This window comes from Legionella israelensis, assembly GCF_004571175.1.
Lineage (GTDB): Bacteria > Pseudomonadota > Gammaproteobacteria > Legionellales > Legionellaceae > Legionella_D > Legionella_D israelensis.
In genome coordinates, this window is the sequence record NZ_CP038273.1 from 3,148,709 (window position 1) to 3,168,140 (window position 19,432).

Genomic DNA, 19,432 nt, shown 5'->3' on the forward strand with positions numbered 1-19,432 from the left:
AGGAGTTTTGATGGTATGAATAAGAATAAAAACCTAACTTATTCGCCGATGAGTAAGTTGTTTCATTGGCTGATAGCCTTCATTGTGATTATGATGCTATCCTTTAGTTTTTTTCTTGATTCAGTACCTGAGAAATATCGCAGTTTTGCATTTATGATTCATAAATCTTTTGGCATTACTGTTTTGTTTTTAATGCTTTTTCGTTTTGTCTGGGTACATATCAGCGGAAAACCCCCGTTGCCGGACAACATTCCTGATTGGCAACGATTTATGTCTCGTTTTGTGCAATACAGTTTGTATCTCTTACTTATATTAATGCCTTTATCAGGTTGGATAATGTCTGTAGCTGCTAATAAGCCACCCAGTTATTTTGGTTTATTTATATTACCATTTCCTGGTATAGGGTCGGATAAAGCTTTGGCAAAATGGATGAATCAAACCCATGAAATCCTTGCATGGGTAATTATTACTTTTGTGGCTTTGCATGTTATTGCTGCCTTGAAACATCATTTTATTGATAAAAATAATGTGCTAAGACGCATGCTACCGGGGAATACTCGTCGTATGAGGTAGCGCAAAAGACGGGCTGCCTTGAACGGTAGGATTTGTTCTTGAATGAAAATAAGCCTTCAAAATGCTCACATAGCCATCTTGCTATCTATGCTGTGCTTTTCTCTTATTTTTCGTCCAACCTGAACTTAAATCCAGGGATGCGATCTATTATTCTGATTTATCCATTTTCAGATAAAAACGTCTTATAAGATAATCCAGAGAAAATTTTCCAAACCCTGTGCATAGAAGCATTAAAATCAATAGTCCCCACTGAATGTGATCTGTTAAACCTACACTTCCATCGGGTGTCCATAAAAAACTATATGAAAACATAGCTACCAGATTATAGATAAAAAACACGAGAATCACCCATCTTGATCCAATTCCAAGAACAATCAGTACAGGCAAAACCAGTTCTGCAATTGTCCCAAGATAAGCAGCGATGGCAGGAGATAATAACGGAACGCTATATTCATTTTCAAAAAGAAAAATAGTTGATTCCCAGTTAGCTATTTTTGTTAAACCGGCCATAAAGAACACTTGTGCCAGATAAAGTCGGACAAGTAAAATAAATAAAGGTGCTATATAATCAAAACCTTTATCAGTTAATTCATATGTTCTCGCAATGCATTTTTTCATACGGCCTCCATGGTGAACTGATTAATCCATTGATAACTCATTGATTTGGTTAAAATTTCGCTAAGCCTGTTGGTGTTCATATATTCGTTTAACAATGTTGCTATCTGATGCCAGGGCAAAGGCTTTAATAAATACTCAAGAAAAAGGCGCTCTTCCTCATTGATAAGCATAATACATGGAACATTCTCTTTTTGATAAAGAACAATGCTTTCGCCGGGTTCGTTTAAATTAATTTCTTTATCCAGCTCAAAATAATTCATTTCCCAGATTTGATAAATGGGAAATTGTGATTGGATAATTTTCAGGTTTGGAGTTAAGTGAAAACGTAAAGACTGAAAATCAGCCTCATCCAATCTGGAAAAGGCTTCAAAGTTAAAAGGTCTTACTGGGGACATCAGACTTAAGATATGCCAGTGCCATTCAATTTCAGAAAGTTCTATTAAAGAAGGAACGGTTTTCACTGGTTCAAATGTCTCAATAAAGAGTGGAAGACTGTCGCCATACGCATTAATATCATATTCTTTTGAAGGGTGTGTTTTTATGTATTGATGTAATAAGGCATACCAAAATGACTCGCCCACTAGTCTGCAGCAAAGAGGGAAACTGTCTTTTAGGTGATTAAATAAGGCTGCATGACTGCTTTCTTCATAAACAGCAACACCATTATAATCTGTAGGAATTAGTAAGTTATGCAGTTCTTCTGATGAAGGAACGCCAGTCAATTGTTGTATCCAAATATTTTGAATGGTTTCAAGCAGATGATTGTGCATGTTGAACGCTCCTGTTTGCAGAGATGTGCTCCATGATTTTTTTGGCCTTCTGCATTTCTTCGTATAAGACAGAAAATTCAGGTAACTGGTTGTCCCACTCAATAATGGTTGGTGTTTTAGGAAATAAGATTTGTGCTTTTTCAAAAAAAGTCCATACTTCCTGATAAATTCGATCGCTGTGGCTGTCAAGTAAATAACCTTGTTGTTTCGAAAAACCGCCAAGGTGCATTTGCCAAACATTCTTTGAGTCTAAGGATGAAAAATAAAGATGAATGTCATCATTATGATTATAGTGGTTCACATATAAGTTATTAATATCTAATAAGATCCCACATCCTGTTTGCTTGCATAATTCATTGAGAAATTCTGCTTCAGTTAGTGTATTTTGTTTATAACTGATATAACGGGAAACATTTTCAAACATCACAGGCTGTTGTAAAAAGTCCTGTACAAAATGAATTTTTTCGACAATGAAGGCTAAGGTATCCTCAGTATAAGGAAATGGCATTAATTCATGAGTGTAATGTCCTTTTGCATGCGTCCAGCAAAGATGATCCGAAAGCAGGGTACAATCAAGACGATTGGCCAGTTCTTTTAATTGTTGCAAATATTGCATATCTGGTTTACTGGAGGTAGCAATGGATAAACCGACACTATGTAAGCTTAAAGGGTAACATTCAGCAATTTTTAAAAGTTGGTTAAAATGTGTGTTGGATTGTTGCAGATAATTATCAGCAAGCACTTCGAAATAATCTATTTTCGGCCGCTGTTTTAATATATTGCCTACATGCTCAGACCGCAATCCGATGCCTGTGCAACCAGAAAATCTTGCGGTCTGAGAGCTGTCTCTAATGAAAGAAGCCATTACAAATTAGCTTTCATCTTTTTTTAACTTACCACCAGCAAGTTTTTCACAGGTACCTTTGGGTAGATAAACCCAATCTGTTTCAGCACCACTTTTTTTAGCCTGTCCAGCACAACTGTGTTTAGCAGTACCACAGTCATTTTTTCCGGCTTTAACTACGCCATAGCATTTTTCCATACCAGGCTTATCTGCGGCATTGGCAGGTAAAGTGCTAACTGAAAGACCAGCGGCCATAACGGCAGCCATTGTTACTTTTGAAATAGTATTATTCTTCATGACAGATTTTCCTTGTTAATTATTCCATAGGGGTTATTTGATATTCAAATAACAAAATTAGTATAGCATAAATTTTTTTATGTACAGATAATCATTTGATTTACTTTAGATTTAAATTGATATTCGTTTTTTTTCTAATGGACTTAAATCTGGATACCTGCTTAATGATACGGTGTTATAAAATTCTTTGTCTTTCATTCTTGTTGGTAAGCTCTCTATGTTTAAGGCTTAGTTGGTTTACGAGGAAACAGGGCGATTTCATCAAAGTTCAAAAATCAAACGATAAGAGTATCTCAACTGTAGAAGAGAGAGTTGATTTATCTGGCAAATTAAAATAGAAAGTGTTAATAATCAGGCACCTACGTTGACCGACGTAGATTATAAAAATCTTAAGAAGGAGCCTGATTGTGTTAGAAAGTACGCGTAAATTTGGAAAAAATCAATATTTGTTTCATTGTTTTCTGTCCATCCGCGATCCACGAGTTGGAGGTCGTTGCACGTATTCACTTTTAACGATACTGATTATTGTTTTATGCGGATTAATATGTGGCTGTGACAGTTGGAAAGCCATGGAGATTTTTGCCAGGTCGCGCAAGCGATGGTTAAGCCAATTTATTGACGTCAGTGAAGGTTTGCCAAGCCATCACACATTGGCACGGGTATTTTCTCTGATTGACCCTTTAGAATTTGAGCGTTGTTTAAGTTCATGGATAGAAGGAATCAGTCAATTTTTTATGGATGAGCTGATTGCGATTGATGGTAAGACGAGTCGCGGCTCCTCTTATCAAAGGGGCCATAAGAAGGCGACCCATCTGGTGAATGCTTACTCCCCACGCTTATCCGCGACGCTTGGAAGCACGGTTACACCTGACAAGTCTAATGAAATAAAGGGGATACCTGTACTACTAAAAGCACTCAATATCAAAGATAAAGTAATAACGATTGATGCAATGGGAACGCAAAAGGGAATTGCCAATTTAATACGTCTCAAACAAGCTCATTATGTGCTTGCTTTAAAAAAGAATCATAAACGCATGCACCGGAAAGTGGATAACCTCTTTCAAAAAGCGGACTCCCTAAATTACAAAGCCATGGTTTTCCAACAGAAAGACACCAATAATTATGACCACAGCCGTTTTGAAGAAAGAACATACACCGTATTACCAGCCATGTACCTTCGCGGTCAACAATGGAAAGATTTAAGCGCCTATATCCGTGTGCAATCCACGCGGCATTTACCCACAGGAGACATTGAAACGGCTACACGTTACTACATGACATCCCTGCCTTATAAAAAACACAACTTAATGCGTCAGGCGATTCGCGACCATTGGAAAATAGAAAATGGCTTACACTATAAGTTGGATGTCGGTATGAACGAAGATCAATGCCCCATATATCGCGGCTATGCAGATAGAAATTTGAGCATTATGCGTAAAATAGTCCTTAAATTATTAACCCAGGATACTTCAAACCAAGATGGCATTGCTTTAAAACGAATGAAAGCTGCCCTTTCTACTCAATATTTGAAAAAAATGATTGGATTTTGAACTTTGATGAAATCGCCCTGGCGAGGAAATAAAAATTTTTTACCCCTAATAATTTGTTAAGAATTTGTGGTTAATATATTTTTTGTTATTTAATAACATGTAATGAGGTGCATATGGTTCCTAAAGATGAAATAGCAACAAAGCTTAAAGAAGACAAAAAGCAAAATCCGGTTTTGGCTTTTAGAAAATTAAAAAAAGAGAAGGATATAAATCGTCTTACATTGCTGCTAGACGATCTTCCGCCCGGTAGCTGGCTTATTCGTCAAAGCCGAGAGGAAGGTATGTATACAATTACATATAAGGAGGATAAAATTGCTTATCACTGTCGGATGTTGTGTGATTTAAGTGAAGGTTGGGTGGAAGTATCAGACTCGGAAGTATTAAAACCTTATCTTGTGGGAGGTAAGCCATATAAAAAATTTAATGGTCAGGAAATACCCCCTGGTTTGTTAAAAATACTTTATGAGAATTTTAATAAAGACTTGCTCGTTTTACCGCCACAGGTTTTTAATGATCCTATAGATGCTTTGGAAAAAGTGAATGAAATATTAAGGGAAATCAGTTTTTCGAAGGATGAAAAATCAGAGGTTAAAATAGATAGAGAAAAATTGATACCTCAATTTGTATCCTGGTTAGAAGTTAATCATTTAGATGATGATTTGACTGACGTGATTGATTTTGAATTTATAACAGAGCCCTATGTGCTTGCCTCCGGTATAGTGTTAGATAAAAGAAGCTGTTTTAGGAAGGATACAAGTCCTGTTTATTCTGTGTGTCCGGTAACTGGAAAGGTGCTTGAGCGGGAACCGCAACCACTTTGGGGTTATCAGGATGTGCTGGAAGAAACACTGGAAAATTTTTATTATTATTTACAAATAGAGCAAAGAACCGAAGTGGAAAAACAAAACAAAGAATCATACAATCCTTCCCTTTTCAGATCATCAACTTCCACAGATTCTGGCAAACAAGAGGATTTCACTATTAAGTTGTCTCCGTTTTTTTAAACACTTATGAGTTGAGAGATCATGGAGGGGAATATTCATAGATATCGACAGGATTATCATGACGTTCAAACCAAACTGGATTTGTCCTTTCTACAAGAAGGCTTAGAGCGACAAGGAATTGCTCCTTATCTACTGGCGAATAGTCTACAAGTTCGCCAACTTCCTTTTTTCCAGTCTCATCAAATATTTTTTGGTTGGAAAAAAGTGCTTCAGACGTTTCAACGGTAAACAGTTTTAACTCATGCTTCAGTTTTGCCTTGTAATGAGTGCGGGCAATAATTTCCTGGCCTTTATAACAGCCTTTTTCAAAATTCAAATAGCCGTGATGGTGCAGATCTAGTCGATGAGGCAGAAAAAGTCCACGAGTTTCTGGATAAATATTGACGAAACCATGTGATAAGATCAGTCTGTGCCAGGCTAAGGAACTACGCCGTTGTTTATTTTCATTATTAAAAGACTCGAGTAATTCCACTTGTTTTTGCTGTCCTGAGACAAAAAAGATGAATAATCCCTGACCTAAATGATATCCGTTTATATCGGAGGACTGTATCATCTGGTATTTTGAACAGGAGGCAGGAATTTCACATGGTTTCAGATCGCTTGGGTTTTGATAATAAAAACCATAAATATTAAAATGAGAGTCTTGTTCAAGATTAACTTTGGAAAATAAAGCGGCTTTTTGTAGAGATTTTTGCGTGCTTTCACATAAATCAGCAGGGAGTAGAAGGTTTAAGCCTTGATAATAAAACACATCCAACAGTGCCAGAATTCGTCCTTTGAGATTACACATAGCTCCTTGCCGCATGGTTTGCTCTGTAACCTGATTCGTATCGCAGCTTAATTGCCCCTGTAAAAATTCTGCACTTTTTTCACCTCGGACTTTAAGTATCCTCATATAGGATAAATCAAAAAGATAATTTCTATTTTTTTCCAGAGTTATGTCTTCTGTTAAGGGAAAGAACATGGATAAAGAACGGCTGTTGATGCTATATGTTTCTTTTCTTTCTATCATGATAAATTCTTTATTATATTATTGTGAATATCTGGATTCTATTCATAAAACTTCAAATTTCAGGGCATTAATATAAATTAAAGCACTGCATCCCTTGGGCAACCCTGAGAAAAATCATTCAATGCTGCTTTGGTGCTAGGACATAGAAGCACAGAAGTCAAGATTTTGGTTAAGACAGTAGAAATACCAACTGACTCTAGTGTATCATTAATCACTTGAATAGTGAGGTAATTTATTAAAAATGAGTCCTGAATTCAAGGCAAAAATGAGATGGCGTTGTCGTCGAGGAATGTTGGAACTTGATCTGATCCTTGGACGTTTTGTCGATAAATATCTGGAATCATTGGGAAAGAAACAATTAAAAACTTTTGAATATTTACTTCACTGTACAGATCCTGAATTGTACGCTTGGTTAATGGGACACGCTCAGCCAGTTGACAAGGAATTATACGCTCTTGTTGAATACATCAGAATTTGCGATCAAAACCGCTAAGTCTTGGATTTACTTTCGTTTGACCATGACGGCTTATAGTGTTGCCGGAATCCTGTTGGCGATTTCTGCCTTATGGATGGTTATAAAGTTTTTTTTATTCATTGTCATATTATGGCAAATATCTGCCATTAATAAATATAAAAAACCTCATCCCTTTCTTGAGCAGATTGCATATAGAAATCATGGTTGGACGATAAAGGATAAACAATCTTATTTATTTAAGGAAGTAAGGCTGTTAGTGAATACAGACCTCTTTCAGCTGCTGCTGTTTTCTTCTGATAATGACAAAAAGCATATTGTTATTTTTAAAGATCAATTAAATCCAACCGAATATTGGCAGCTACAATTATTTTTACAACAAATAACATAAAAAATTACCATAATGTCTTCTATTGATTCATAATTAAGGAAAATAAGGTCAAAATCAAATGCAAAAATAGAATCTTATCGTTTGAGCAGGAGGCCAATATGGTATCTTCAGCCGAGTGTTCCGATGAGCAGTTAGCTGATTTGGCTGTCAACGGAAATCAAAATGCTTACGGCATTCTTCTATCACGTTATTATAAAAAAATTCGTTTATTAATTAACCTGTATATTCGTGAGCAGGCTACTGCAAATGATCTTACTCAGGATGTTTTTTTTAAAGTTTACCGTTGTCTGCATGGGTTTAAACAGCAATCTCAGTTTTCAACATGGGTATATCGAATTACGCTGAATACGATAAAAAATCATTATCGCGCTATAAAATTACGTGCTCAATGCGAGTTTCATTACGCACATCAAAATAAAACAGATAATCAGTCGCCGGAAAATAATGCTATGGGCGTAGAATTAGGGCAACAAATAGAACAAGCTTTTTTAAAATTACCTGAAAAACTTCAATGCTGTTATGGATTGCATGCCATTGAGGGTATCAGTTATGAGGAAATTTCAAATCGGATGAAATGCCCTGTGGGCACAGTACGATCACGTATTTACAGAGCCCGTCAATTGCTCAAAGCCTCTATTTGAGGAATTAGCACAGTGGACAATATTATTTTTCGTAAATATCACATGGCTAGGAACTTGGGTTTGTGAGCTATGTTTGTAGTTATCGAAATTCACATATATTCCGTTCGCCATATGCCGTCCCATTTTACCGGAGGTGAATTGATTAATGCTTGGCAACGTTTTATATAAACTAACGCTAATTGGTCTCCCTCATACGCAGGGGTAAGTTTTTTAAATAATTCCATACTTTCTTTCCATTGGCCAGAATGGTATTTGGCAAAGGCGTTTGAAAATTCTTTTTTATGTTGATCGAGATGAGGTAAATGAGACTCAAGGATTAACTCATAGATTGTCGTACTTTCATGTTTACCACGAACAGCGACTTTATCAAGCAAACGAAATGCAAAAAAGGATTCAACCTGTTTGAAAGTTGATTCGCTGACAATGATATGTGTATGATATATTTTATTGATTGATTCAAGACGGCTCGCTATGTTAACAGCGTCGCCCAAGGCCGTGTATCCAAGCCTTTCTTCCGAGCCAACATTTCCTACAATAGCTTCTCCTGAGTTAATTCCTATTCTTATAGTCAACTCAGGGAGGCCGAGTTTTTGATTGTTTTTATTCAATTTTTTAAGTTTATCCATCATTTCTATGGCAGTTTGACAGGCATGAAGTGCATGCTGAGCGTCGAATATAGGGGCATTCCATAAAGCCATAATGCCATCACCTATATATTTATCAAGAGTACCGTGAGAGTGTAATATAACTTCTGTCATAGATTGGAAATAATCAGACAGGTAGTTCATTAATTGCTGAGGATCAGTCTTTTCTGATAATGCAGTAAAATTTTTAATATCAGAAAACAAGATAGTAATATCTTGATTTTTGCCACCAACTTCAGCAATTTTCCCACTTTTTACTAATTTTTTAACCAAAGATTTCGGAACATAGCGCTCGAAGGAAGAGAGGCCGGAACGTACAGCCGTTAAGGATCGGTCCATATAACTGATTTCCTTGATCCTGGTTTTTAATGGAGGCTGAGGTTTAAGCTCAAGTTTTTTAATTTTTTTAGCTTCTCGGGCGAGCTGAATGATAGGTCTGGATATTTTCTGTGAGATATATCGGACAATAATAATCCCAATAAAAAGAATAAAAATAGTTAATAACAAACTACGAAGACTCAAGTGTTTAAGGGGAGCTAAAACATCATTTGAGGGAACCAAAATAATAGCATGCCAAACTTTTTTAGAGTGATCTGTAAGAGGCTGGTAGGCTAAAAAATAATCTTGACTATTTTTTTGATAGGAAGTAACTAAAGTTTTCCCTTGATGCAAACCAGAAGAAGGAAAAGCTGAAAAAAGTTTTTTAACTAATTCAGGGGAAAGTCTTTTTCCTAGAAGATTGTCCTGTTGTGTCATATCACGGTAAGCAAGAATCTGGTTATTTTCATTGATAATATAAATGATGGTATTTTTTGTAATTTGTAAACTCTGGATAAAACGCTGCAAATTATTCACTGTTAGATCAATGCCTATCACACCCTTTAACCGACGTTTGCTATCATAAATTGGTGCTGCAGAGCTAATCCCATACTGTTCATCAGCATTAATGCCAGACTGAAAACCATGGAATTTATATACATCCGTCCAAATGACTTTTCCCGCTTTAACGGCTTTTTGATACCACGGTCGTTTCCTCGGATCAAAGTCTTTTTTCTGCCATTGTGTTTTTACAATATTTCCTTGTGTACCAACTTCATAACGGATTCGGGAAGAGGGTTTTGGGGAGTTGATAATATGGTCAAGATATAGTTTGCCATTTGTGCCTCGTTCCACTCCATAAAAATTCCCTTTTGGTGTTGCAAAATAAATCATGGACAACTCAAGGTTATCATCTATGGATTCAATAAGAAATTTATCGAATTGTTCTCGATTTTCGGGGTGAATAATGTCCTGATGGATCATATTTTTAATTTCAAGCAAATACGTATTTAAGGGTAGAAAATAATTACGAAAACGTTCTTTTACCAAAAGAGAGCTTTTATCAATCAATCTTATGGTGCTTGAACTTAGAATTTTATTTAAAGCCACATATTGAATACCGATAATTGAAAAACCAATCAAGCTTAATAAGATAACAAATAAAGTGATAATGCTGACACGAATACTAACTTTAAAATCTTTCATTTTTCGGTATTTGTTCACTTTGAATCGCATTTTGTCTGCCCACCATCATCACAACAGTTAGTATAGCAGACATCAAATCTTAAAGGGGTGATCGTAATTTTCATGTTATTTTAGCCGTCTCAATTACCATAAAATCTTCTGCAACCATTTTAAAAGCTGTGTTAGAATGGCGGCTAAAGCCCAAAATAAAAACGCCCATGCTGGAAAGTGATCGTTTAATTAGCGCTCAATCGCTTATTTCTGAAGAAGCCATTGACAGAGCCATTAGGCCTGTACGCCTGGATGAGTACATTGGTCAAGAAAATATTCGTTCACAAATGCGTATTTTTATTGATGCTGCGAAAAAGCGTAATGATGCTTTGGATCATGTGCTTATATTTGGTCCTCCAGGTTTAGGGAAGACGACTCTGGCCAATATCATTGCTCATGAGATGGGAGTAAATATACGGCAGACTTCAGGACCTGTACTTGAACGCGCTGGAGATGTTGCGGCGATTTTGACCAATCTGGAAGAAAACGATGTATTGTTCATTGATGAAATACATCGTCTGAATCCATTGATTGAAGAAATTTTATATCCTGCCATGGAAGATTATAAACTGGATATCATGATTGGCGAAGGTCCTGCTGCACGCTCCATTAAATTGGACCTGCCTCCATTTACTTTAATCGGTGCAACCACGAGAGCAGGCTCCTTAACGTCACCATTACGTGATCGGTTTGGTATCGTCCAACGTCTGGAATTTTACTCAACAGAAGCTTTGAGTCATATCGTCAGTCGTTCTGCACGCTTATTAAGCGTACAGACAGAAACGGAAGGTGCTTGTGAAATTGCAACACGCTCTCGGGGAACACCAAGAATAGCTAACCGTTTATTACGACGGGTTAGAGATTTTGCACAAGTGAAAGGGCAGGGTATCATCACTTTAGAGATTGCCCGGCACGCACTTGAGATGTTGGATATCGATCATCATGGGTTTGACATTATGGATCGCAAATTATTGTTGGCTGTGATTGAACATTTTTCAGGCGGCCCCGTAGGTGTTGATAGTATTGCTGCAGCCATCGGAGAGGAAAAAGGAACTATCGAAGATGTTCTTGAGCCTTACCTGATTCAACAAGGCTTTCTTATGAGAACATCAAGAGGGCGAGTAGCCACATCAGCAGCTTACCGGCATTTCGGTTTAGTTCCCATTGAACAGCAATAAGTTATTGGAGGTAAATTGTGGCAAATAGCAGCGTATTTATGTATTTTTGGCAGGCAGGTTTGGTCGTTAAACTGGTGATGTTTTTGCTGTTGATTGCTTCCATATCTTCCTGGACATTAATTTTTCAGAGAGCTTGGTATTTTAAGCGAAAAAAGCGGCAGATGATGGATTTCATTCAGCGTTTTTCAGAAAGTGCTGATCTCGGTAAATTATATACTGAGATAAACAGCCAGAGCTCAAAAATACAAGGGCTGGCTGCTATATTTCAGGTTGGGTTTAAGGAGTTTGTGCGCAGCAGTAAATCGGGCCAGATAAATATTGAGCCTATTCAAAGAGCCATGCAGATTAGTCATGCCAAAGAAGCTGAGAAGCTTGAGAAACACTTGCCTTTTTTTGCTTCCGTAGGTTCAATAGCGCCTTATGTCGGTTTGTTTGGTACAGTCTGGGGTATTATGACATCCTTTCAGGCACTTGGACAGGCACAACAAGCTACGATCGCTATGGTTGCACCGGGTATTTCAGAGGCTCTGGTTGCTACAGCACTTGGCTTATTTACGGCGATTCCCGCAGTAATCGCTTATAACCGCTATACGACGCGGGCAAATAACCTGCTAAATCGCTATGATTTGTTTCAAGAAGAATTTGTCTCACTGATTGAACAACAGGGTCATGACTCAAATAGCGGGTAAAAATTTAGATTATAGCTGTAAGTGAAACCGTCAGAGGTTATTCATGATAAAAAGAAAAAATAAAGACTCTACAAAGCCTGTCTCTGAGATTAATGTAGTTCCGTATATCGATGTGATGTTGGTTTTGTTAGTCATTTTTATGATAACGGCTCCCATGCTAACTCAGGGCATTACCGTGGATTTACCGAAGGCCGCCAGTCAGTCTTTAAAAACCACGGAAAGAGAACCCATTATTGTCTCCGTTAACCAACAGGGTAGTCTTTTTTTGAACATCAGTTCTACTCCCTCTATACCAATAGATGCACAATCTTTGGCTGTAAGAGTCGCTGCAGAACTTTCTCTTGCCAGGGAATCTCAACAGAAGTTGAATGTCCTTGTCAAAGGTGATCGCAGTGTTCCTTACGGCAAGATTGTAGAGGCAATGAGTCTATTGAAAAAAGCTGGTGCAGAACAAGTCGGATTATTAACCGACTCTTACAGTGATACAGGTGTGAATAAATCATGAATGATGTACAAGGTTATCGTAAGGCTTTTTATTTAGCTATCAGTTTGCATGTTCTCCTCGCCGTTTTTTTATGGATAGAACCTCATCATAAAACTCCCACGATGGATTTACAGGCAAAAGCTGAGGCAAATCGTTACGAACAGTTAAAGCCACAGGAAATCGTGAAAGCGGTGAGTATCAATCAGCAGGAAGTTACAGAAACCATACAACGTCTGAGAGAAGAAAAAACAAAGCAACGGCAGGCGGAAATTGCACGTCAGAATAAGCTTTCCCGTGAAGCTGAGCAGGCAAAACAGGCTCGTTTAAAAGAGCAAAAACGTATAGAAAAGCTAAAAGAAGAGGCCGATAAAATAGCTATCGCCAAAAAAAAGCAATTAGAAGAGGAAAAGCGGCGTTTGAAAGAGTTGGCTGAACAGAAAGCTAAAGAAGAAAAGCGTCTGATTGAATTAAAACAGCAACAGGAAAGATTAAGAAAGAAGGAGGAGGAAGCGAGAAAACTGGCTGAACTAAAGAAAAAGCAAGCTGAAGAAATGGCGCGGGTCAAGAAATTAAAGGCAGAACAAGAACAAGCAGCCAGAGAGCAGGCAGCACGTGAAGCTGAAAAACAGGCTCGTATGGCTGGTGAGGTGAATAAATATAAGGCCTTAATCGTAAATGCCATCAGCAGACAATGGATTTTGCCAGAGAATGTTGACGACAGTTTATCCAGCAAGTTTCGTATTCGGCTGGCGCCGGATGGCATGGTGCTTGAAGTCACTTTGGTGCGCAGCAGCGGAGATCCTGTCCTCGATCGTTCAGCCCAGACAGCAATATACAAAGCATCGCCTTTGCCAGTTCCCAGTGATATAGAAACATTCAATTTGTTTCGCGACATTAGTTTGACGGTGCGTCCAGAACAAGTTAGGGGGTAAAAAAGTGTTTTCTCGATATCTTGCAGGTTTTTTAATGCTGCTCAGTGTAAGTGGTTTTGCTCTTGATTTGGAGCTTACACAAGGCATTAATTCGGCATTACCTATAGCCGTGAACTCTTTTAGTCAGGATTCTTTGGGTAACCAGATAGCGGAAGTGATCGAGAATGATTTACGCTCATCAGGGCAGTTTAAAATTGTTTCCGGGCCTGGCAGCTCGACTTCCAATGCTACCTTTCAGATTTTGCGCAAAATGGGGGCTGACAGCGTTGTGTCTGGTCAAATTCATTCTGTTGGCGGAGGGCATTATGAAGTGAATTTTGAATTGCTTGATGCAGTTACAAATGGAAAAATATTGCTAAGCCGTAGCTATCGGGTGAATCAAAATCAATTTCGTGCTTTAGCACACCACATCAGTGATCAGGTCTATCAGAAGCTGACGGGTGAACGCGGCGTTTTTTCCACTCGTATTGCTTATATCCTGGTACAAAGGAATGCCGAACGAGCTCGTTATTCTCTGGAAGTAGCTGACGCTGATGGCTATAATCCACAAAGTCTTTTAGTTTCAACAGAGCCAATCATGTCTCCTGCCTGGTCACCCGATGGTAAAATGATTGCGTATGTAACTTTTGAAAAAAAACGCGCTCAGATTTATACCGTTTCTGTAGAAACAGGCCGTCGTCGTTTAATTACCAGTTTTCCGGGAATTAACGGCGCTCCTGCCTGGTCTCCAGACGGTAAAGAGCTAGCTGTGGTGTTATCTAAAAATGGTGCACCCAAAATATACAGGGTGGATTTGCGAAATGGACAATTAAAGCAGTTAACCTTTGGCAGTGCCATTGATACCGAACCCAGGTATGCGCCGGATGGTCGAAGCCTGTTGTTTACTTCGGGCCGTGGGGGCTCTCCACAAGTTTATCGTTTAATCTTTGCTGACGGCAGCATAAATCGCGTCACTTTTGAAGGTAATTACAATGCGCGCGCTTCATACACACCTGATCAAAAGAGTATTGTAATGCTTCATCGTGAGGATCGTAATTTTAACATTGCCGTGCAATCGGCTAGAGGAGGTTCTGTAACACCTCTTACGTTTTCTTCTCTCGATGAGTCGCCTTCTGTTTCTCCTAATGGTCGTTTGGTTCTTTATGCGACTCGTCATAAAGAAAAGGGTGTTTTAGGAGTAGTATCTATTGATGGACGCATACGAATGCGCTTACCTGCCCGCGAAGGTGATGTACAGGAGCCTGCCTGGTCGCCTTATTTAGGGTAGATTTTATTCACTACGCTAAAGGAGATGCGCGGCTTCTTCTAAAACCACGAGTTGCTGCTCCCGGATTTGCTCCGGGAGCAATCGAAGTTAACATTGCTAATTAAAGGAATGAATGCAGATGACTTGTTACATAAAAATGTTGATTGCTTCACTTTTTCTTTTCTTCTCTTCCCAGGCGGGCAGCTGGAATGCCCTGGGACACAGACTGATTGCCCAAATTGCCTATGATTACATGACTCCTGAGGCAAAACACAGATTTAATCAAATCAATCATGCATTGGATAAAGTATATAAACCACAAAGTTTTGTAAATGCAGCTGTTTGGCTTGATACCATTCATTATAATAACGGCGTGATGTGGTTTGATGCGATGCATTACGTTAATCAACCTTTTTCCATGGATGGATCGCATTTGCCAGAGGTACAAAAGATAAATGCAGTATGGGCGATTGAGAATGCAATAAAGACTTTGCAGGATAAACGAACTTTTGTTTTTGATAAGGGCATTGCCTTGAGAGTTCTTATTCATGTAGTAGGCGATCTTCATCAACCTCTTCATGGTGCAACTTTGGTCACTCGGAAATACCCTAAGGGCGATGCTGGCGGTAATCTTTTTTCCCTTGGTAAAAATGCAGTTGCCGATGATCTGCATTGGTACTGGGATCAAGGAGCAGGTCTTTTTAAAACAACTGATTATGTTAAACAGCCGCAACTTATAAGACGCGCTCACCAGATTGAAAAACAATGGCCTTGTGAACTAAAACCAGTCAGCAGAAAGCCGACAGATTGGCTTAAAGAGTCGCATGCAATTGCGATTAAGGATGTCTATCAGCTTCATCCGCATGAAAAGCCTGGTAAAGCTTATCAAAAACATGCGCAAAACATTTCTGCCCAAAGAGTAGCCTTGGCAGGTTGTCGTCTGGCAGCGGTTTTAAATGAACTTGCTATGGAGTGGTCTGTTTCATGATTCGAGGTTAATCCCCTAAATTACCGCGGCATCTATCCGAAACTTTAGTTAGACCTCGCTATCAAGTAGCGGGGATTCGATGTAATGATTTGGGAAAAAATACAACTTTACGGATTGCCGCGGCATCCATACGGTTTTATGTAGAACCCTCTGTCAAGTATTTAAAAATAGCTAAAATCGACAGACAGCCATGCTGATTTTACAGCAGTTTTTAATTCTTTATTAAGGTTGCTGTAATGAGTCTATTATTGCCCCCAGAAAACGCGTAGCTTCACCGCCGGTAACGGCACGATGATCAAAACTTAATGAAAGCGGCAATACCTTGTGACTCTCAATTTTGCCATTATGGCTGACAGCACTCTGATATAATCTTCCAACACCCAGAATAGCAACCATTGGAGGTACGATAATAGGGCTTGCAAAGCGACCGGCAAATTTTCCAAAATTAGATAAGCTGATGGTGGCTCCCTTAAGTTTTTCCGGTTCAACCTGCCTGCTTTGGACTTGTTTTTTTAACTCATCAATTTCTTTTCTTAAGTCTGTGTCTGTTTTATCACTTACATTATGGATGACCGGCACAAATAATCCTTCATCACTGTCCATTGCCAGACCCAAATGAACTTTATCCATTAATTTTCTGGCACTGTGTTGTGTGCTAAACCAGGCATTGAGAGCTGGCTCCTTGCGACAAGCATCAATAATGGCTCGTATTAGCCTTACGGTGATATCGGTGCCTGTTTTCCAACAGTCAATATCAGCCTCATCAAAGATGCTGACGGGTACAATTTCCTTGTGTGATTGCACCATACTGTTCAACATGGCACGTCGTACACCTCGAAGCGGTTCATAGCCCTTTGGGAGCTGGGTTTCGTCAGTGGCAAATTGTTCTACATCTTCGCGCAGGATAATGCCATGCTCACCCGTTCCTTTCACTTTATTTAAATCAATACCCAGTTTTTTAGCCAGCATGCGAACAGCGGGTGTTGCTTTGGGACGCGATGGTTTGCCAGCTGCTTTGCCAATGATGAAATGATCTTCACTGACTTCAGTGCTTTCTTCGAGATTACCTACCACAGTGCCTTTATCCATTGGTTTTTCACTGGCAGATTCAAAGGCAACGAGAGGTTCGCCGGTTTTAATGACATCACCAGGTTTACCATACAATTTGGTTATCTTACCGTCTTGCGGACAGGGTACGTCTACAACGGCTTTGGCAGTTTCCATGGATACCAGCGGCTGATCCGTTTTTACCATGTCACCTTCCTTAACAAACCATTCGTGAATCTCAGCGTCAGGCAGTCCTTCACCCAAATCAGGTAAATTGAAAATAGTCATTTTCACTCCATTATATTCATTACAGATTGTTTAATTCGCTCAACACTGGGAATATAGTGTTTTTCCAGTTGAAAATAAGGCATCACCACATCATAGCCTGTTACTCTCTGAATCGGTGCCAATAAATCAGACAGACTGTTTTCCATAAGAAGGGCGGAAATTTCGGCGCCTACTCCACAAGTTTTTGCTCCTTCATGAATGATGACACAACGTCCGGTTTTTTCAACGGATGCAATAATGGTTTCGCTGTCAAGAGGCTTAATGCTTGCGACATCAATGACTTCACAAGAAATTCCTTCCTCGCCTAATTGTTTAGCTGCCTGCAGGGTTTCGTGAAGACTTGCACCCCAACTAACCAGAGTAACGTCCTCGCCTTGTTGCAGGGTAAAACATTGTCCTAAGGGAAGCGCTTCACCATCGTCTGCTACCGGTTGTTTTACCAGTCGGTAAATGCGTTTAGGCTCAAGAAAAATAACAGGGTCAGGATTACGAATGGCAGCAAGCAGCAATCCATACGCCCGCCTAGGTGATGAAGGAATCACAACCTGCAATCCCGGAATATGTGCAAACAAGGCTTCTGTGCTTTCTGAATGGTGCTCAGGCGCACGAATGCCCCCACCAAAAGGTGCTCTAAAAACCAGGGGACAATGTAAACGGCCTCTTGTACGATTGCGCATGCGTGCTGCATGAGAGATAATTTGATTCATCGCTGGATATATAAATCCCATAAACTGAAATTCAGCCACAGGTTTTAAACCCTGGATCGACATACCTACGGCTAGACCTGCAATCATGGATTCAGCCAGTGGAGAGTCAAAGACCCTTTTTTCCCCAAAACGCTCCTGTAATCCGGCAGTTGCGCGAAAGACTCCACCGTTCTTACCTACGTCTTCCCCAAAAACGATGACGTTTTCATCTTGCTCCAATTCATAAGCCAGTGCCTGGGTCACGGCTTCAACCAAAGTAATATCAGGCATTTGTTGCATCCTCCATGGCTATGGCTCGTTGCTCAATCAAGTAGTCTGGCAGTTCGGCATAATGATAATCAAACATGCTGCTTACAGGTTGTCTGATGCTATTAAGGTATTCAGATACGGCTTCATCAATGTCTTTGGTACATTCTTTAATTAACTGTTCTTCTTCCTGTTCAGACCAATAAGATTGACTGATTAGATATTGTTTGAATCGCTGAAGCGGTTCCTTAAGCTTTGCTGCTTCGACTTCTTCGCAAGGTTGATAACGGGTGGCATCGTCAGCAGTGGTATGATCGCATAAGCGATAAGTCAAACCTTCGATGAGAGTTGGTCCTTCTCCTCTTCTGGCTTTTTCAATGGCTTCACCTATCGTCTGACGGGCAGCCAGGATATCGTTGCCATCGATCTGTATGCCGGTAAATCCTGCAGCAATGGCCTTTTGGGCTATGGTTTGGCAGGATGTTTGCTGATTTCTGGGGACGGAAATGGCCCAGTGGTTGTTATTTACAACAAAAACGATCGGTAAATTCCAGACGCCAGCTACATTCAAGGCTTCATAAAAATCACCTTCAGAAGAGCCGCCTTCACCAACACAAACCACGGCTACGCGTGCCTGTTGACGGTATTTAAAGGCGAAAGCTACACCTGTTGCATGGAGACATTGAGAGGCAATGGGAACACATATTGGCAAATCTTCCGAACCACAGGCATAATTGCTGCCTCGTTCATCACCTCCCCAATAAGAAAGGATTTCTGACATTTTTACTCCGCGCTGAAATTGGGCTGCATAATCACGATAATAAGGAATAAAAACATCTTCCGGCTGCATAGCGTGTCCAATGGCAGTGGAAAGGGCTTCCTGTCCATTAATTGGTGCATACGTTCCCATTTTCCCCGTTCGTTGCAATGCTATGGCTTTTTTATCGAACATCCGTGTACAGACCATGGTACGGTATAGTTTGCAAAGGGTTTCCTTGTCTTTGGCCAATTCGAGAGAGGAGTTCTTGAGTTCACCATTTTCATCAAGATATTGCTGGTAAGTTATGGCAAACTGAGCAACTGTAGTCATCGCTTATCTCCTTATCAACATGATGCTTAAGGATACTCATAATTGCTGATAAAAACCAGAGTAAAAGCCATCATTTATAGCTCCCATTCCCCAGCAGATCTATTTTTGTTTATGCTTCGTTAATAATGGTTCTCCTTTGCTCATTTATTTAACATAACCTCGAACTG

21 protein-coding genes are annotated in these 19,432 nt (G+C 39.4%); 12 read left to right on the forward strand and 9 right to left on the reverse strand.

What is annotated here, in order from left to right; all coding sequences use genetic code 11:
* The first annotated feature begins 15 nt into the window (after positions 1-15).
* Positions 16-573, forward strand: coding sequence for a cytochrome b (locus tag E4T55_RS14555; RefSeq protein WP_058501696.1), 558 nt, complete (start codon positions 16-18; stop codon positions 571-573).
* A 147-nt stretch (positions 574-720) separates the two neighbouring features.
* Here the strand turns inward: E4T55_RS14555 and E4T55_RS14560 are convergent, their stop codons facing one another.
* Genes E4T55_RS14560 through E4T55_RS14575 form a run of 4 tightly spaced genes read right to left on the reverse strand, consistent with a single transcriptional unit; the run spans position 721 to position 3,102 of the window.
* A complete protein-coding gene (locus E4T55_RS14560; protein ID WP_058501695.1) occupies positions 721-1,191 on the reverse strand; it encodes a DoxX family protein in 471 nt (156 codons plus the stop codon).
* Complete coding sequence (locus E4T55_RS14565; protein ID WP_058501694.1) at positions 1,188-1,961, reverse strand: HvfC/BufC N-terminal domain-containing protein; 774 nt, start codon at positions 1,959-1,961, stop codon at positions 1,188-1,190. The genes E4T55_RS14560 and E4T55_RS14565 overlap by 4 nt, the downstream gene beginning before the upstream one ends.
* Positions 1,942-2,826, reverse strand: a complete 885-nt coding sequence (bufB, locus tag E4T55_RS14570; protein ID WP_058501693.1) for an MNIO family bufferin maturase — start codon at positions 2,824-2,826, stop codon at positions 1,942-1,944. The genes E4T55_RS14565 and bufB overlap by 20 nt, the downstream gene beginning before the upstream one ends.
* A gap of 6 nt (positions 2,827-2,832) precedes the next feature.
* Positions 2,833-3,102 (reverse strand): BufA1 family periplasmic bufferin-type metallophore, encoded by a 270-nt coding sequence (locus E4T55_RS14575; RefSeq protein ID WP_058501692.1) that lies wholly within the window; start codon positions 3,100-3,102, stop codon positions 2,833-2,835.
* A 407-nt stretch (positions 3,103-3,509) separates the two neighbouring features.
* Between E4T55_RS14575 and E4T55_RS14580 the strand changes: the two genes are divergently transcribed.
* Together E4T55_RS14580 and E4T55_RS14585 are read left to right on the forward strand one after the other, a co-directional pair.
* Entirely contained in the window at positions 3,510-4,652 is a 1,143-nt protein-coding gene (locus E4T55_RS14580; RefSeq protein ID WP_115325234.1) for an ISAs1 family transposase, read from the forward strand.
* A gap of 113 nt (positions 4,653-4,765) precedes the next feature.
* Positions 4,766-5,656, forward strand: a complete 891-nt coding sequence (locus E4T55_RS14585) for an SH2 domain-containing protein (RefSeq protein ID WP_058502725.1) — start codon at positions 4,766-4,768, stop codon at positions 5,654-5,656.
* Positions 5,657-5,675: 19 nt separating this feature from the next.
* Here E4T55_RS14585 and ygfZ read toward each other — a convergent pair whose 3' ends face one another.
* Positions 5,676-6,668, reverse strand: coding sequence for a CAF17-like 4Fe-4S cluster assembly/insertion protein YgfZ (gene ygfZ / locus E4T55_RS14590; RefSeq protein WP_058502724.1), 993 nt, complete (start codon positions 6,666-6,668; stop codon positions 5,676-5,678).
* Between the two features lie 241 nt (positions 6,669-6,909).
* Here ygfZ and E4T55_RS14595 point away from each other — a divergent pair, with 241 nt between their 5' ends.
* From E4T55_RS14595 to E4T55_RS14605, 3 genes are all read left to right on the forward strand, one after another.
* Positions 6,910-7,161 carry an FAD assembly factor SdhE gene (locus E4T55_RS14595; protein ID WP_058502723.1) on the forward strand — a complete coding sequence of 84 codons (252 nt, stop codon included), beginning with the start codon at positions 6,910-6,912 and terminating at the stop codon, positions 7,159-7,161.
* Between the two features lie 25 nt (positions 7,162-7,186).
* Positions 7,187-7,531 carry a hypothetical protein gene (locus tag E4T55_RS14600; RefSeq protein WP_131780750.1) on the forward strand — a complete coding sequence of 115 codons (345 nt, stop codon included), beginning with the start codon at positions 7,187-7,189 and terminating at the stop codon, positions 7,529-7,531.
* A gap of 98 nt (positions 7,532-7,629) precedes the next feature.
* On the forward strand, positions 7,630-8,172 hold the full coding sequence (locus E4T55_RS14605) for an RNA polymerase sigma factor (RefSeq protein WP_058502721.1): 543 nt from the start codon (positions 7,630-7,632) through the stop codon (positions 8,170-8,172).
* An 89-nt stretch (positions 8,173-8,261) separates the two neighbouring features.
* Here the strand turns inward: E4T55_RS14605 and E4T55_RS14610 are convergent, their stop codons facing one another.
* On the reverse strand, positions 8,262-10,358 hold the full coding sequence (locus E4T55_RS14610) for an adenylate/guanylate cyclase domain-containing protein (RefSeq protein WP_245183896.1): 2,097 nt from the start codon (positions 10,356-10,358) through the stop codon (positions 8,262-8,264).
* 179 nt (positions 10,359-10,537) lie between these two features.
* Between E4T55_RS14610 and ruvB the strand changes: the two genes are divergently transcribed.
* The 6 genes from ruvB to E4T55_RS14640 all read left to right on the forward strand — a co-directional run bounded on the left by ruvB (position 10,538) and on the right by E4T55_RS14640 (position 15,887).
* Positions 10,538-11,548 (forward strand): Holliday junction branch migration DNA helicase RuvB, encoded by a 1,011-nt coding sequence (ruvB, locus tag E4T55_RS14615; RefSeq protein ID WP_058502719.1) that lies wholly within the window; start codon positions 10,538-10,540, stop codon positions 11,546-11,548.
* Between the two features lie 38 nt (positions 11,549-11,586).
* Entirely contained in the window at positions 11,587-12,237 is a 651-nt protein-coding gene (tolQ, locus tag E4T55_RS14620; protein ID WP_058502718.1) for a protein TolQ, read from the forward strand.
* 43 nt (positions 12,238-12,280) lie between these two features.
* Positions 12,281-12,742 (forward strand): protein TolR, encoded by a 462-nt coding sequence (gene tolR / locus E4T55_RS14625; protein WP_058502717.1) that lies wholly within the window; start codon positions 12,281-12,283, stop codon positions 12,740-12,742.
* Positions 12,736-13,653, forward strand: a complete 918-nt coding sequence (gene tolA / locus E4T55_RS14630; RefSeq protein ID WP_172461000.1) for a cell envelope integrity protein TolA — start codon at positions 12,736-12,738, stop codon at positions 13,651-13,653. The genes tolR and tolA overlap by 7 nt, the downstream gene beginning before the upstream one ends.
* Positions 13,654-13,687: 34 nt before the next feature.
* Complete coding sequence (tolB, locus tag E4T55_RS14635; protein WP_165475160.1) at positions 13,688-14,920, forward strand: Tol-Pal system beta propeller repeat protein TolB; 1,233 nt, start codon at positions 13,688-13,690, stop codon at positions 14,918-14,920.
* A gap of 118 nt (positions 14,921-15,038) precedes the next feature.
* Positions 15,039-15,887, forward strand: coding sequence for a S1/P1 nuclease (locus tag E4T55_RS14640; protein ID WP_065236025.1), 849 nt, complete (start codon positions 15,039-15,041; stop codon positions 15,885-15,887).
* A gap of 222 nt (positions 15,888-16,109) precedes the next feature.
* On the opposite strand, the gene E4T55_RS14645 is transcribed toward E4T55_RS14640, so the two are convergent.
* From E4T55_RS14645 to pdhA, 3 genes are read right to left on the reverse strand one after another with little or no spacing between them, the layout of a single operon-like run.
* Complete coding sequence (locus E4T55_RS14645) at positions 16,110-17,222, reverse strand: dihydrolipoamide acetyltransferase family protein (RefSeq protein ID WP_058502713.1); 1,113 nt, start codon at positions 17,220-17,222, stop codon at positions 16,110-16,112.
* A 2-nt stretch (positions 17,223-17,224) separates the two neighbouring features.
* On the reverse strand, positions 17,225-18,199 hold the full coding sequence (locus tag E4T55_RS14650) for an alpha-ketoacid dehydrogenase subunit beta (protein ID WP_058502712.1): 975 nt from the start codon (positions 18,197-18,199) through the stop codon (positions 17,225-17,227).
* Entirely contained in the window at positions 18,192-19,265 is a 1,074-nt protein-coding gene (pdhA, locus tag E4T55_RS14655; protein WP_058502711.1) for a pyruvate dehydrogenase (acetyl-transferring) E1 component subunit alpha, read from the reverse strand. Before pdhA ends, E4T55_RS14650 begins: the two co-directional genes overlap by 8 nt.
* Positions 19,266-19,432 lie beyond the last annotated feature (167 nt).

Bases quoted from the DNA above. Each gene is read 5' to 3' on its own strand.
- E4T55_RS14585 (WP_058502725.1), top strand. From the start codon at position 4,766: ATGGTTCCTAAAGATGAAATAGCAACAAAGCTTAAAGAAGACAAAAAG.
- E4T55_RS14595 (WP_058502723.1), top strand. From the start codon at position 6,910: ATGAGTCCTGAATTCAAGGCAAAAATGAGATGGCGTTGTCGTCGAGGA.
- E4T55_RS14575 (WP_058501692.1), bottom strand. From the start codon at position 3,102: ATGAAGAATAATACTATTTCAAAAGTAACAATGGCTGCCGTTATGGCC.
- E4T55_RS14605 (WP_058502721.1), top strand. From the start codon at position 7,630: ATGGTATCTTCAGCCGAGTGTTCCGATGAGCAGTTAGCTGATTTGGCT.
- E4T55_RS14555 (WP_058501696.1), top strand. From the start codon at position 16: ATGAATAAGAATAAAAACCTAACTTATTCGCCGATGAGTAAGTTGTTT.
- E4T55_RS14565 (WP_058501694.1), bottom strand. From the start codon at position 1,961: ATGCACAATCATCTGCTTGAAACCATTCAAAATATTTGGATACAACAA.
- tolQ (WP_058502718.1), top strand. From the start codon at position 11,587: ATGTATTTTTGGCAGGCAGGTTTGGTCGTTAAACTGGTGATGTTTTTG.
- pdhA (WP_058502711.1), bottom strand. From the start codon at position 19,265: ATGACTACAGTTGCTCAGTTTGCCATAACTTACCAGCAATATCTTGAT.
- E4T55_RS14600 (WP_131780750.1), top strand. From the start codon at position 7,187: ATGACGGCTTATAGTGTTGCCGGAATCCTGTTGGCGATTTCTGCCTTA.
- E4T55_RS14650 (WP_058502712.1), bottom strand. From the start codon at position 18,199: ATGCCTGATATTACTTTGGTTGAAGCCGTGACCCAGGCACTGGCTTAT.
- E4T55_RS14645 (WP_058502713.1), bottom strand. From the start codon at position 17,222: ATGACTATTTTCAATTTACCTGATTTGGGTGAAGGACTGCCTGACGCT.
- E4T55_RS14560 (WP_058501695.1), bottom strand. From the start codon at position 1,191: ATGAAAAAATGCATTGCGAGAACATATGAATTAACTGATAAAGGTTTT.
- E4T55_RS14640 (WP_065236025.1), top strand. From the start codon at position 15,039: ATGACTTGTTACATAAAAATGTTGATTGCTTCACTTTTTCTTTTCTTC.
- tolR (WP_058502717.1), top strand. From the start codon at position 12,281: ATGATAAAAAGAAAAAATAAAGACTCTACAAAGCCTGTCTCTGAGATT.
- ygfZ (WP_058502724.1), bottom strand. From the start codon at position 6,668: ATGATAGAAAGAAAAGAAACATATAGCATCAACAGCCGTTCTTTATCC.
- ruvB (WP_058502719.1), top strand. From the start codon at position 10,538: ATGCTGGAAAGTGATCGTTTAATTAGCGCTCAATCGCTTATTTCTGAA.
- bufB (WP_058501693.1), bottom strand. From the start codon at position 2,826: ATGGCTTCTTTCATTAGAGACAGCTCTCAGACCGCAAGATTTTCTGGT.
- tolB (WP_165475160.1), top strand. From the start codon at position 13,688: ATGCTGCTCAGTGTAAGTGGTTTTGCTCTTGATTTGGAGCTTACACAA.